Raw genomic sequence first — 14,461 nt, forward strand, 5'->3', positions numbered from 1 at the left:
ATCGGCCGCGACCGTTCTTTCTACCAGAAAGTGAGCGGCAGGGCGATGTGTTTATGGTGGGGGCGCCCTCCAGGCGAACTCGATTCCCTCGCCGTCAGGCGAACTCAATTCCCTTGGCCGCCAGCCCCACCAGGTCGATGCGCGCGGCTGTGGCATCCAGATTCGCCGCCACCACCACCAGATCAGCCGCCGACGCCCCACCCGCCATCAGGTCGGTGAGCAGCTTGAGCTCACCGTCCGTACCCGCACGGCCTACCACGTTGGTCCACAGTGTCTGCGCGATCTGCGTGGGCGTGCTCGCCCCCAAGAGCTGCAGACCCAGCCCGGCGATGGCCTGGCTGCTGGCCCCGGCATCGAGCAGGCGGATCACCTCGCCCACCACGCCCTTGTTGCCCAGCAGGGCCGGGCCGCCCAGGGCGCCGAGCAGCTTGGCTGCCTGGCCGGCGTTGCCATCGAGGTCCAGCGCCAGCCTGGTGTCGTTGAACGTGACCCGCTCCACCCGGGTGGTGTCCAGCATTGCCCCATCGGTCAGGCGCTGCAAGGTGAAGTTGCCATTGTTCGTCTGGATGTGCGTCTGCGCCAGGGTGGCGGGGATGAGCACGGTGTCGGTGCCTGCGCCGCCATCCACATACCGGGCCAGGCCCAGCGTGGGGGCGATGCTGTTGTTGCCCGCGTCGCCCGTCACCGCCACCGCCCTGACCGCATCCACGCGCACCGCGCCTGCACCGGCCATGCCCTCCAGCAACTGCGCCGGTGTCTTGCCTGCGGTCTGCTCAGGGAACACCTGGGCGAACAGGCGTGCCACCTCCAGGCCGCTGGTGCCCGCCAGGGTCTGGATGGCCGCACCCTCGCCCTGTGTGAGGTCGCGGCCCAGAAACTTCTGCACCAGGTGGGCGGTGGCCTCTTCGGCGGCGCTGTGTGCCACGGTGAGGCTGGGCCCGGTCGCAAAGCGCACCTGCTCCACATCCACCAGCCAGTCGGAGACACCCGAAGCGGTGTGCGTGAGCTTGATGCCTGCGCCTTCCAGAGTCACGGTGTAGTCGCTGCGCGCCCCTTCCTGCACGGCCACATCGAAGCCCGTGCCGCCATTGAGCTTGTCGCTGCCGGTGCCGCCCGAGAGCAGGTCATTGCCCGCCCCACCAAAGACGATGTCGTCGCCGGTATCGCCGAACACCTGGTCATCGCCGCCCTCGCTGCCCACGGTGTCATGGCCACCACCGCCATGGATGGTGTCGTCATCGGGGCCCAGCACGATCCACTGGCCTGCGCTGTCTCCGCTGGCCGCGTTCTGGCCCGCGCCGCCGATGATGCGCACGGCCCCCACGACCGCCAGGAACTCGATGCCGTCCACCTGGATCACCGTGCCCGGGGGCAGGGAGCGGGCATCCACGATCACCGCCTGCTTGCCGTCGGCGGGGTTGGAACTGCCGGTGATGACCAACGGCACGTTGGGGTTGAACCCCGCGCCTGCCGTGGGCTTGATGATCTGCACCGACAGCGGTTCATTGGGCGCCAGCGTGGCATAGAACACCTGGCCGGCGTTGGTCAGCTCAGGGCTGTCGCCGGCAATGCGCTCGATGCGGAACCCGAGTTCCGCTAGTGCAGCAGAGCCCGTGGTCGTGGTGGTCAGCCCCTCGGCCTGCAGCCCGACGCCCGTGGGCACCCCCACCGAGACGATGGGGGTGCCGCTGGGCGAGGTGACCAGGGGGATATCCGCCAGCGGAGAAGGCGTGCCAGGGGTATCGGGCCGGGTGGGCACGACCACCGGGATGGTGATGATGGTCGAGCCACCGGGGCCGGGCTCGGTGACGACGGGTACGCCGTCGATGGGAGTGGAGGGCGGTGTGCCCGGGCCTGGATCGGGGGGCGGGGTGTTGTTGGTGACCGCCGTGGCCACCAGCGTGGCGGCATCGTTGCCGGCTGCGTCCTGCAGGGCGTTGGCGTCATTGGCCCCGCTGGGGTCGGTGTAGGCCACGGTCACCACCTGGCCGTTGGCCACCGGCGTGGTCAGGGTCAGCGTGACCGTTCGGGTCGCCGCATTCACGGCCACCGCCGTGACCACGTTCGGCACCACCCCCACCAACACGGTGAAGGCCCCAGGCGCAGCGGTATGGAGGGAATCGAGCGTGCCCCCGTCGGCGTAGGTCAGCACCAGCGCATTGCCATTGACCGTGGCCAAGGTGAACACCGGCGCATTGGGATCGATGGTCACCGAGAGGCCGAGCGAGGCTGTGCTGAAGTTGCCCGCTGCATCCGATGCCTTGGTGGTCAGCGTATGCGTGCCCATTGCCAGGGTGGTGCTGGTGATGGACCAGTGGCCCGCGCCATCGGCCGTGGTGCTGCCCAGCGCCGTCGTGCCATCGGTGTCGTACAGGGTCACGCCCGCGTTCAGCCCGGCCGTGCCCGAGAAGGTGGGCAGGGTGGCGCTGGTGATGTTGTCGGTGCTGGAGGCGCCGGTATCGCTGGCGGCATCCAGGTCGGGTGGGGACGAGGCTGCGGGGGCGACGGTGTCGATGGTGTAGGCCTCGCCGGCGGTGTAGCCGCCGGTGATGGCCATGCCCAGGCCGTTCTCTATGCCCGTGCCGCTGCCATTGAGGTCCAGGCGCAAGGTGCCGTCGCCGCTCACGCTGCCGACCGTCACGGTGTAGGTGCTGCCCGCGCCGCTGATGCCAGTCACGCTGCCGGTTGCGCCAACGCCTGTCGCGGTGAAGTCGCCGATGTCCACGCCGCTCACCGATTGGCTGAAGGTGACGGTGTAGTCCACGCTGGGGGCATTGGTCAGCACCGAGCCACCCGTGCGCACGATGCTGCTGACCGAAGGGGCGGCGGTGACCACCAGGGCAAAGGTGTCGCTGGCGGAGAGGCTGCCATCGCTGGCCGTGACCTTGACCTGCAGCGTGCCCGCATCGCCCACGGCCGGGGTGCCGCTGAAGCTGCGGGTGGCGGGGTTGAAGCTGAGCCAGCCGGGCAGGGCGCCACCGCCGTCGAGCGTGGCCGTGTAGGCCAGCGTGGTGGCGGCATCGGGGTCCTGGAAGGCGTTCGATGCGAAGGTGAAGTTGAATGCCTGCGTGGCCGTGGCCGCCTGGTCGGCCAGCGGGGTGGCCACCGTGGGGGTCTCGTTGGCGTTGCTCACTGCGACGGTGAAGGCCTTGTCGGTGAACAGGCCGCCGCTGTCGGTGCTGCGCACGGTGACGGCGTAGCTGGCCTTGGCCTCGTAGTCCAGCACCGTGCCGGCCTTGAACTGCAGGTTGCTGCCGCTGATGGCGAAGTCGCCCGCGTCCGCGCCGCCCACGATGCTGTAGGTGAAGCTGTCGCCTGCATTCACGTCGGTGGTGGTGAGTGCGCCAATGCTCAGCGGTGTGGCCGTGGAGGTGTTCTCTGCCACGCTGGCGGCCGAGAGCGCGATGTTGGTGGGCGCCTCGTTGACCACGCTGACGGTGCTGCCCGCGCCGTTGGTCACCGCTGCCTGCCCGCTGGCCATGCGCGTGCCACCTGCGGCGAGCGTGAGATCGGTGTCGCCATCAATGGACAGGATGTAGGTCTGCCCGTTGGCGAGCCCCGTGCGGTCGTTGTAGAAGCCGCTGACCTTGTAGGTCTCGTTGCCACCGCTGGCCACCGAAATGGACAGCCCCGAAAAAGTGATCTCGTTGGTGCCGGCGTTGTAGGTGCCCACCACGTTGGTGGCGTCGGGGCCGCTCAGGCGCCAGGTTACCTTGCTGAAATCGCCGCTGCCCGAGGTGTGTACCTTGAGCTGCGACACCCCGAGCGCCAGGCCGTCGCTGCCGCCCCCGTCGGTGAGTTTGAAGTCGAACACATCGACCGCTTCTGCCGCCGTGTCTGCCGTGCTGGGCAGGGCCACGGGCTCGCTCACACCCGTGCCCGCGGTGAGGGTGCCATCGGTGTTGGTGGCCGGCACGGCATTGTTGAGCAGCAGCTTGACGGCCCCCGCGTAGATGGGGACCGTCCAGTCGCCGGCATAGAAGGCCACTGCCACATCGATGTCGCCATCGCCGTCCACGTCGCCGGCCGCCAGGGCCTGGCCGGTCACCGGCGTGCCCTGGTACATGAAGGCCGGGTCCTGCAGCACCACGCCGGAGTCGGTGAACGTGCCGGTCCCATTGTTGAGCATGATCTTCTGGCCCAGGCCGTCGAGGTCGCCGTCGCCATCCACGTCGGCGAAGGCGCTCGGCGCCTCGGCCCGGGTGAAGGCCTGCAACTGGGTTCCCAGCGCGCCGCTGCCATTGTTCTGGAACAGGATGAGGTTGGCGGCAACGCCGTTCACCCCGCTCACCAGGGCATCGGCATGGCCATCGCCCGTCAGGTCTGCAGACAGGGCCGCGCCGCCAAAGGCGTCGCCAAAGCTGCTGTGCTGGGTGAAGCCGCCGCTGCCATCGTTGGTCAGAATGCGCACCGCGTTTTCTTCGACGAGCACGGCGTCCTTGTCCCCGTCCCTGTCCAGGTCCACCAGCGTCGCAGCCTGGGGGTCCGAGACCTTGGCCGGGCTGGACGACAGCGTGAATGCGCCGGAGCCATTGTTCTTGTAGACCGCGTAGTTGCCCTGGAAGAGGCCGATGAAGGCATCCAGGTCGCCATCGCCGTCGAGGTCGGCGATCTCGGCGGTCTGCACGCTGCCGCCGATGGTGCCGCCCGCCGTGAAGGTGCCGGTGCCGTTGTTCTGCCAGATCTGCAGCGGCGACTGGTAGGAGCGGGTGACCAGCTCCAGCTCGGGGTCGGCGTCGAGGTTGACCAGCCAGGACTGGACGATGCGCGCCGCAGGCAGGCTCTGGTGCAGGCTGAAGTTGCCGGCGCCGTCGTTCTTCCAGACCTGACTGGGCTGGTTGCCTGCCGCCTTCTCCACGCCGATGAAGATGTCCAGGTCGCCATCGCCATCGAGGTCGGCGAACCGGGCCGTGGTGGCGTTGGAGTTGTCGCTGGTGTTGGAGTAGGACCAGAGGCTTTGGCCGGAGGTGTAAGCAAGTGCCATGGGGGCTTTCCTGGATCAGTTCGCGGTGGGTTTGATGACGCTTGCCGTGCTGCGCGTGTCCGTGCGCCAGAAGGCCATGTCCTGGTACTTCTCGACGATGTCGGGCGGCAGGAGGGTCTGGCGGTCGCGGGGAGCGACCTTGCGGTGCACCTGGTGCATGCCGGCCATGCCCAGGGCTTCGTCGAACTGCGGCGCGTCGTACTCGACGTTGTCGACGTCATGGCCGTCGAACCATGGCTCGCCGATGAAGCGGTAGACGAGCTGCAGCACCTTGTGCGGCGCGCGCACCAGCAGGTCATAGTCCACCAGCAGCAGCTTGCCGGCGTGGGGGCCGTAGTAGGCCTCCTTGAGGGCAGCCCAGGGAAAGCCGATGAGCCGGTCGTGCCGTGCCAGTGCGGCCATGCGGCTGTAGATGGTCAGGCGCTCGGCTTCGTTGGAAAACAGTTTGGTGTTCTCGAACGGGTTCTTGTGCAGCTGGTTCTCGATGCTGTCCATGATCCAGGGGATGTCGCGCACGCAGGCGATCATCTTGGCCTGTGGGAACATGTCGGCCACCATGGGCATCTTGGCGCACCACATGCGGTTGGTGTCGAAGACGACTTCCTTGCCGACGTCGCCGTAGAACGCGTCGAAAAGGCCCTGCAGGATCTTCTTGCGCAGCGCTGGGTCGATCAGCAGCGACAGCTCGCCGCCCGCGCTCATCAACCGCAGGTTGGCCGAGACCAGGCCGCCCACCGGGCTGGTCATGCCCGCATGGAAGCGCGGGTTCTGCAGCAGCAGTGCGGACAGCAGGGTGGAGCCTGCGCGTGGCAGGCCGGTGATGAAGTGGTACTTGTGCACAGATTTCCAAGGGGCCAAAAAACGCAACGCACCCGCGCAATTGCCGGCGGGCGCCGTTTCGTTCTTTTCACGTGGGTGATCACGGCGCCAAGCCTGGCGATGCGGTGCCAGGCCTGCCGACAGCGTCGCCAAAGATTGGCAACACATGACACGGTTTGTAGCCGGGCCTTACCAAGTGGTAAACCCTACCGAGGTAGGGGGACTGGCCGGGCAAGGGTCTGGGTCTGCGCGGGGAGGTGCTGTCTGCGCCCCTGGCGGGCGCGGTAATGGAGGGTGGTGGGCCGGCAGAGCATTGCGCTCCCCGTGGGCGGGGCAGGTCTCAGGTGAAACCTGAGACCCCCGCCATCAGGCGAACTCGATGCCCTTGGCCGTCAGCCCCACCAGGTCAATGCGCGTGGCATTCAGCTCCAGGTTCGCCGCCATCACCACCAGATCGGCCGCCGACACCCCGCCCGCCATGATGTCGGTGAGCAGCTTGAGCTCCCCATCCGTACCCGCACGGCCGACCACGTTGGTCCACAGTGTCTGCGCGATCTGCGTGGGCGTGCGCGCCCCCAAGAGCTGCAGCCCCAGGCCCGCGATGGTCTGGCTGGTGGCCCCGGCATCGAGCAGGCGGATCACCTCGCCCACCACGCCCTTGTTGGCCAGCAGGGCCGGGCCACCCAGGGCCCCCAGCAGCTTGGCTGCGTCGCCCGCATGGCCGTTGAGGTCCAGCGCCAGCTTGGTGTCGTTGAAGGTGACCCGCTCGACCCGGGTGGTGTCCAGCATCGCGCCATCGGTCAGGCGCTGCAGCGTGAACGATCCATTGCCGTTGGCCTGCACATGGGTTTGGCCCAAGGTCGCGGGGATCACCACCGTGTCCGTTCCCGCACCGCCATCCACGTAGCGCGCCAAGCCCAAGGTCGGGCTGATGGTGTTGTTGCCGGCATCGCCGGTCACGGTCACATCCCGAACCGCATCCACGCGAATGGCTCCCGCTGCGGCCATGCCTTCCAGCAACTGGGAAGGTGTCTTGCCTGCACTCTGCTCGGGGAACACCTGGGCGAACAAGGTCGCCACTTCCAAGGCCGTCTTGCCTGTGAGGCTCTGGATGATGGCTCCCTCACCCTGGTTCAGATCGCGGCCAATCCACTTCTGGAACAGGTAGGCCCCGGCTTCTTCGGCGGCACTGTGCGCCACTGTGAGGCTCGGGCCGGTCGCAAAGCGCACCTGCTCCACATCGACCAGCCAGTCGGAGACGCCACTGGCGGTATGGGTCAGCTTGATGCCCGCGCCATCGAGGGTGACGGTGTAGTCGCTGCGGGCCCCCTCCTGCACGGCCACATCGAAGCCGGTGCCGCCATTGAGCTTGTCGCTGCCCGTGCCGCCCGAGAGCAGGTCATTACCGGCACCACCGAAGACGATGTCATCGCCGGCATCGCCGAACACCTGGTCGTCGCCGCCTTCGCTGCCGACCACATCGTTGCCACCACCGCCATGGATGATGTCGTCGTCCGGTCCCAGCACGATCCACTGGTTTGCGCTGTCGCCGCTGGCCGCATTCTGGCCCGCACCGCCAATGATGCGCACGGCACCCACGACCGCCAGGAACTCGATGCCGTCCACCTGGATCACCGTGCCCGAAGGCAGACTTCGGGCATCCACGATCACCGCCTGCTTGCCGTCGGCCGGGTTGTTGCTGCCCGTGATGACCAGGGGCTGCGATCCGTCATAGCCGGCACCGATGGTGGGCTTCAAGATCTGCACGCTCAAGGGCTCGTTGGGCGCCAGGGTGGCATAGAACACCTGGCCCGCATTGGTCAGCTCGGGGCTGTCGCCGGCAATGCGCTCGATGCGGAAGCCCAGTTCGGCCAGGGCCGCAGAGCCCGTGGTCGTGGTGGTCAGCCCCTCGGCCTGCAGCCCGACGCCCGTGGGCACACCCACCGAGACGATGGGGGTGCCGCTGGGCGAGGTGACCAGGGGGATGTCCGCCAGCGGAGAAGGCGTGCCGGGGGTATCGGGCCGGGTGGGCACGACCACCGGGATGGTGATGATGGTCGAGCCGCCAGGGCCCGGTTCGGTGACGACGGGCACGCCGTCGATGGGGGTGATGGGAGGCGTGGGCCCGGGGCCTGGATCAGGGGCGGCGGTGGTGTTGGTCACCGCCGTGGCCGCCAGCGTGGCGGCATCGTTGCCGGCCGCATCCTGGACCGCGCTGGCGTCATTGCCCCCCGTGGGATCGGCATAGGCCACCGTCACCACCTGGCCACTGGTCACGGCTGTGGTCAGGGTCAGGGTCACGGTCCTTGCCGCCGCATTCACCACCGCTGCCGTGACCACGTTCGGGACCACCCCCACCATCACGGTGAAGTCCCCGGGCGCAGCGGCATTGACCGCATCGAGCGTGCCCGCATCGGTATAGGTCAGCACCAGCGTGCTGCCATTGACCGTGGCCGAGGCCAGCACCGGGGCCGCGGGATCGATGGTGACCGACAGGCCGAACGATGCCGTGCTGAAATTGCCCGCCACATCCGAGGACTTGGTGGTCAGGGTATGGGTGCCAGCGGCCAGGGCCGCACCGGGGGTGATGGACCAGTTGCCCGCGCCATCGGCAACCGTGCTGCCCAGCACCGTGGTGCCATCGGTGTCATACAGCGTGACATTGGCGTTCAGCCCCGCCGTGCCCGAGAAGGTGGGCAGGGTGGTGCTGGTGATGTTGTCGGTGCTGGAGGCGCCGGAATCGCTGGCGGTGTCCAGGTTGGGCGGCGACGAGGCTGCGGGTGCCGTGGTATCGATGGTGAGGGCCAGCCCCGCCGACGCCACGCTCACATTGCCCGCCAGATCGGTGGCCTTGGCGGTCAGGGTGTGTGCGCCCGCCGACAGGGCCGTGCTGGTGGTGATGGACCAGTTGCCTGCGCCATCGGCAGCCATGGTGCCCAGCACCGTCGTGCCATCGGTGTCGTACAGCGTGACGGTGCTGTTCGCCTCGGCCGTGCCGCTGAGGGTGGGCGTGGTGGCGTTGGTGATGTCGTCCGTCGATGAGGTGCCCGAATCGCTGCCCACCACCAGATCGGGGGCCGAGGGGGCGGCCACGGAGGTATCGATGGTGACCACCAGCCCCGCAGATGCCACGCTCACATTGCCCGCCGCATCCACGGCCTTGGTGGTCAGGGTGTGCGTGCCCTGCAACAGGGCCGTGCTGCTGGTGATGGACCAGACGCCGCCGGTGGCCACCGCCGTGCCCAGCACCGTCGTGCCATCGGTGTCGTACAGCGTGACGGTGCTGCCCGCCTCGGCCGTGCCGGAGACGGTGGGCGTGGTGTCGCTGGTGGTGTTGTCCGTGGGAGACGCGCCCGAATCGCTGCCGGAATCCATGTCCGGGGCCGAGGGGGCAGCCGGGGCCGAGGCATCGATGGTGACCACCAGCCCGGTGGAGGCCGTGCTCACATTGCCCGCCGCATCGGTGGCCTTGACCGTCAGGGTGTGCGCGCCGGCCAACAGCACCGAGCTGGTGAGCGACCAGTTGCCCGCGCCATCGGCAGCCGCGGTGTCCAGCAGCGTGGTGCCATCGGTGTCGTACAGCCGCACCGTGGCGTTGGCCTCGGCCGTGCCGGTGAGGGTGGGCGTGGTGTCCGAGGTGAGGCGGTCGCTGTTGGAGCTGCCGGTGTCGCTGGCGGCGTCCAGGGCGGTGATGCTGGGGGCCGGCGGGGCCACGGTGTCGATGGTGTAGGTCTGGCCCGAGGTGAAGCCCGTGGCAATGGCATTGCCCGGCGTGTCGGTGATGCCCGTGCCCGCGTTCTTGAGGTCCAGGCGCAGCGTGCCGGTGCCGGTGATGCCGTTGACCGTCACCGTGTAGGTGGTGCCGGAGCCGGTGATGCTGGCCACGGTGCCCGTTGCGCCGACGCCTGTCACGGTGAAGTCGCTGGTGTCCACCCCCGTCACCGACTCGCTGAAGATGACGGTGTAGTCCACGCTGGTGGCGTTGGTGCTGGCGCTGCCCACCCGGTTGATGCTGCTGACCGTGGGGGCGGCCGCATCCACCAGCACACCGGCGGTGCTGGCGAAGGTGATGCCGGTGGCGGCCGCGTTGTTGCCGGCGGCATCGCGCACCGTGCCCCCGTTCAGGGTGATGGCAGACGCTGCGTTGATGCCGTTGGTGTCCTGGTTGCCTGCGGCCACGGTGTACCGAAAGCTCAGGGTGTCGGTGCCCGAGCCCGACACATAGGCCGCCTGCACCGAGCCCCCGGTGTCCAGCGTGAGGGCGATGTACGGCGTGCCCCCGCCGGTGTTGACGGTCACGGCCTCGCTGTACGTCACCGTGAAATCCAGCTGCTGGCCGAGCACATAGGTGGCGTTGGCAGGCACGCCACCGGCCGTGAGCGAAGGGGCCACGCCATCGACAATCAGGTTCTTGTTGGCGCCCAGGGAGCCGGCAGCGCCCGGGGCGGCCAGCGTCAGCGTGGCGTTGTTGCCCGCGGCATCGCGCAAGGTGCCGCCATTGAGCGCCAGCGCGTTCGTGGCCAGGTAGTCCAGATCGAGCGCGGTGTCGCCGGCCTGCACGGTGTAGTTGAAGACCAGCGTGCCGCTGCCGCTGCCCGTGGCGTAGGTGGCCACCTGGTCGGTGCTGCCCGTCTCCAGCGTGAGCTGGGGTAGGCCGGTGACGGTGATGCTCTCGTTGAAGCTGACCTGGATGGCGATGGTATCGCCCGCCTTGTAGGTGCCATTGGCGGTGCTGGCGCTGACGCCGGTGACGCTGGGGGCGGCCGTGTCGATGGCGATGGCCTTGTTGGCGCCCAGGGAGCCGGCAGTGCCCGGGGTGGCCAGCGTGAGCGTGGCCACATTGCCCGCCCCATCGAGAATGGTGCCGCCATTGAGCGCCAGGGCGCTGGTGGAGAGGTAGTCCAGGTCGGCAGTGGTATCGCCGGCCTGCACGGTGTAGGTGAAGGTCAGGATGTTGGTGCCGGTGCCCGAGGCGTAGTTGACCACCTGGTCGGTGGTGCCGGTCTCCAGCGTGAGCTGGGGCGTGCCGGTGACGTTGACGGTCTCGCTGTAGGTGACCTCGATGGAGACGGTGTCGCCTGCCTTGTAGCTGCCGTTGGCGGTGCCCGATGACACACCGGTGACCGTGGGGGCCACGCCGTCGATGATGATGGCCTTGTTGGCGCCCAGCGAGCCTGCAGCTGATGGAATTGCCAGTGTCAGTATGGCGTTGTTGGTGGCGGCATCGCGGATGGTGCCGCTGTTGAGGGTCAGGGCGGTCGCACTCTGATAGTCCAGGTCGGTGCTGGTGTCGCCAGCCTGCACGGTGTAGGTGAAGGTCAGGGTGTTGGTGCCGGTGCCCGAGGCGTAGTTGACCACGCGGTCCGTGGTGCCGGTTTCCAGGGTGAGCCGGGGGGTGCCGGTGACGGTCACCGCTGCGTCGAAGGTAACCTGGATGGAAACCTGGTCTCCCACCTTGTAGGTGCCATTGGCGGTGCTGGAGGTTACGCCGGTGATGGTGGTCGGGGGCACGTAGGCGGTGTTGTGGGTGCCAGGGCCTCCGACGTTGAGAACCACAGAAGGTGAGGCGCCGAGAGCACCGAGGCCGCCTTCCAGACCACCCAAACCGCTGACCCCCACGTTGTTCGCCATGAGCCCGAAGTTGGCGGCGGTGATGTTGAAGGTGCCCTCGTTGTAGACACCACCTGCGCCTACACCTCCCGCGCCTCCATTTTCATTGTTGCTTCCCGTGCCGCTGCCCCCGCCGCCGCCGCCGCCCGCACCCACGTTGTTGGTGATGGCGGAGGTTCCGATGACGGAAATGGTGCCGGTGGCGGCGTTGTAGATGCCGCCTATGCCCATGCCTCCGGCCTTGCCTGTGGCGTCCCAGCCAGAACCTCCCCCGCCGCCGCTCACTGTGAGCGAGCCGCTTTGGGCGGTAGCGCCCTTACCGCCAATGGAGTAGCTACTTGTACCTATGCCACCATCGCCGCCGCCGGAAGCCCCTCCGCGTCCACCCATATGGCCCAATGCCGTCTCGAAGCCGCCTCCATTGCCTCCGGTTCCCAATCCTCCAGCACCACCCAGATACTCTCCGCTTTCAGGCCCCAAACTGCCTCCTGCGGCCCCGGTTCCCTTGTTGGCACCATTGATCAAGGGCCCGCCCCCGCCGCCGCCGCCGCCGAAGTATGAGGTAGCCACCCCGCCGCCGCCACCGCCGCCGGCAGCGCCATTGGCCGTCACATTGGTGTTCTTGATCGTCAGCGTGCCCGCGTTGGAAATGCCGGCACCCAGAGCATCGCCCCCGTCGGCGCTGGGGGTTGGACCACCGCCTCTGCCCCCGACACCGGAGAGCGAGCCATGCGTGATCACCAGACCGTCCAGCGTCACAGTGGAGCCCGTCGTGATGCTCAGCACCCGGCTGGTGTAGTTGGCGTCGATGGTGACGTCCGGCGTATTGTTGTTGTCCAGGTCACCATCGATGACGAGATTCTTGCTGATGGCCAGTTCGCCGCTTGCCAGTACCACCGTCATGGCGCCGTTGAAGGTGACCGTGTCGCCCGGCGTGGCCCAGTTGATGGCCTCGCGCAGCGACAGGCCGCCGCCATCCGCAAGGTCGGCAGCCATATTGGCGCCAATGTTCCCATCGGCACCTGTATCCAGGCCCGTGGTCACGGTGATGGTGGCAAGCGAGTGCATGTTGTACGCATCTCCGGCTTGCATCGCATGGGCCTGGATCGGGCCCTGCTGTATTTCGAGATTCCAGTCTCCCCCTGCACCGGTGCGGTCGTCGCTGGCCGCCACGTCCGCACCGGTGAGGGCTGCCAGGCTGGAGACGAACTGCGCCCCGGTCTCGCCCTGCGCCAGGTTGCAGGCATACACCAGCAGGTCGCCTTCGGCAGTCAGGCCGCGCCCGATGGTGGCCAACGCATCGCCTTGTCCGGCCAGGGTGCTTTCGTCCAGGAACGTAGTGCCCAGCCACATCTGCCCCTCGCTGCCATGGGCCAGCACATGCACAGCCCCCACATCGCCCTGCTGACCCATTGCGTCCGCCATCTGCTGCAGGCCATCCTTGCCCGCCTCCAGATAGACCACTTGCGCGCCGGGTGGAAAGCCTTTGAGCAAGGTGTCGGCGTCCTTGACGCGGCTGTCGATAAAGATGATTTCACGGGCGGCCGCATCGTTGGTGTGGAGGGTGGTCATGGTGCTGGCACAGTGAATTGGGTGAAGGGGCTGCTCGCTGGTAGCTGGTGCGCGCATGCGTGTGCATGGCGTACCGCGACCCGGCCTGTGGCGCTGGCGATCAAGGGGTTGCCGGTGGGGTGCATGGCAGTGGGGGCGTGCATGCACATGGGCCGGCTATCGGTCAACACAGTCTGAACGCAAGCGGTGCGGGCGCGTGGCTGCAGGCATGGCGGCGTGGGCCGCTGGGTGCGTGCAGGGTCGAGGCGTCTGTTGCGTTCATTCCATGGCAAGGCTTGCAGCCGAAAATCCCCTTGTTGGGGCGACGGTTGAACGTAAGTGAAAGGAATGTGGGGGTCAACAAAAAAGCTGCCATGTGGCAACCCTCGTAACATCTTGATTCCATTCAATGCGACACGCTGCCCCCGCTGGCCGCAAAGACAAGGGCCAAGGTGGTGTTGACCACGTACAGCGCGTGCGGCAGCCTTATGACAGTGGTGCGACGCAGGGCGGCAACGCCATTGAATGTTGCCGGTTCGCACCAGGCAGGTGGCTGGGCTGCCGGCTACGTTGCCTTGGCCGTGATCACGCTGGCACGGCTGCCCGCCTGGTCATTCCAGAACGACAGCTTGCTGTACTGCTCGAACAGGTCGGGCGGCAGGATGGTCTCGCGCCGTTCCAGGCCCACCGTGGGGCGCACCTTGTGCAGGCCGTGCAGGCCCAGGGCCTCGTCGAAGTCGGGGGCGTCGTATTGCACTTTTTCAAAGTTGTGCTCGAAGGCCGGCTCCTGCAGGAACTGGTAGATCAGCGGCAGCACCTTGTGCGGTGCCTGGGCCAGCAGGTCGTAGTCCACCAGCAGCAGCGATGCGGCGTGCTCGCCGTAGAACGCCTCCTTGAGCGCCGTCCATGGGTAGCCCACCATGCGGTTGCGCTGCGCCAGCGTGTCCACGCGGCTGTACACGGTGTTGCGCTCGGTGTCGTCGTTGAACAGGCGGGTGATCTCGAAGGGATTGGCCCTGTAGCGCCGCTCGATGCTGTCCATGACCCAAGCCACGTTGCGCACGCAGGCGATCAGCTTCGCACCCGGAAACATCTCCATGAGGGCGGGCATCTGCGCGCTCCACATGCGGTTGGTGTCGAAGATGACCTCCTTCTCGCCCGCCTGGTCCGCGTAGTAGCTGTCGAACAGGCCGCGCGCCAGGCGGTGGCGCTGTGCGCGCGTGACCACGGGGCCGAACTCGCTGCCCGCGCCCAACTGGTTGAGCATGCCGCGAAACAGCCCGCCCACGGGGCTGCTCATGCCGGCATGAAAGCGCGGGTTCTGCAGCAGCAGGGCCGACAGCAGGGTGGAGCCTGCGCGGGGCAAGCCGGTGATGAAGTGGTAGCGGGGCGAGGGGGCGGTCATCGGGCTGAGGGGGAGGTGATGTGGGCAGACTATCGCATACGATCACACGCCGCCGGCCCCTCGCCGCCGGGCGTACGCTGATGGACTCGCCG

The 14,461-nt window shown here is 67.7% G+C and carries 4 protein-coding genes; all 4 read right to left on the bottom strand.

All coding sequences use genetic code 11. The features are described from left to right. Nucleotides 1-94: 94 nt before the first annotated feature. The 4 genes from AC0IZS_RS22610 to AC0IZS_RS22625 all read right to left on the bottom strand — a co-directional run bounded on the left by AC0IZS_RS22610 (nucleotide 95) and on the right by AC0IZS_RS22625 (nucleotide 14,369). The gene (locus tag AC0IZS_RS22610) at nucleotides 95-4,984 is read right to left on the bottom strand and encodes a beta strand repeat-containing protein (RefSeq protein ID WP_471637696.1); all 4,890 of its coding nucleotides are present in this window, start codon (nucleotides 4,982-4,984) and stop codon (nucleotides 95-97) included. 15 nt (nucleotides 4,985-4,999) lie between these two features. After that, a complete protein-coding gene (locus AC0IZS_RS22615; RefSeq protein ID WP_471637697.1) occupies nucleotides 5,000-5,824 on the bottom strand; it encodes a sulfotransferase in 825 nt (274 codons plus the stop codon). 345 nt (nucleotides 5,825-6,169) lie between these two features. Continuing rightward, nucleotides 6,170-12,985 (bottom strand): Ig-like domain-containing protein, encoded by a 6,816-nt coding sequence (locus AC0IZS_RS22620; RefSeq protein WP_471637698.1) that lies wholly within the window; start codon nucleotides 12,983-12,985, stop codon nucleotides 6,170-6,172. Nucleotides 12,986-13,529: 544 nt separating this feature from the next. Continuing rightward, on the bottom strand, nucleotides 13,530-14,369 hold the full coding sequence (locus tag AC0IZS_RS22625) for a sulfotransferase (RefSeq protein ID WP_471637699.1): 840 nt from the start codon (nucleotides 14,367-14,369) through the stop codon (nucleotides 13,530-13,532). Between the last annotated feature and the right edge of the window lie 92 nt (nucleotides 14,370-14,461).

This window comes from Acidovorax sp. AC410, from assembly GCF_979253235.1.

Excerpts from the sequence above, each read along its gene's own strand:
- AC0IZS_RS22620 (WP_471637698.1), bottom strand. The coding sequence starts at position 12,985 with ATGACCACCCTCCACACCAACGATGCGGCCGCCCGTGAAATCATCTTT.
- AC0IZS_RS22625 (WP_471637699.1), bottom strand. The coding sequence starts at position 14,369 with ATGACCGCCCCCTCGCCCCGCTACCACTTCATCACCGGCTTGCCCCGC.
- AC0IZS_RS22610 (WP_471637696.1), bottom strand. The coding sequence starts at position 4,984 with ATGGCACTTGCTTACACCTCCGGCCAAAGCCTCTGGTCCTACTCCAAC.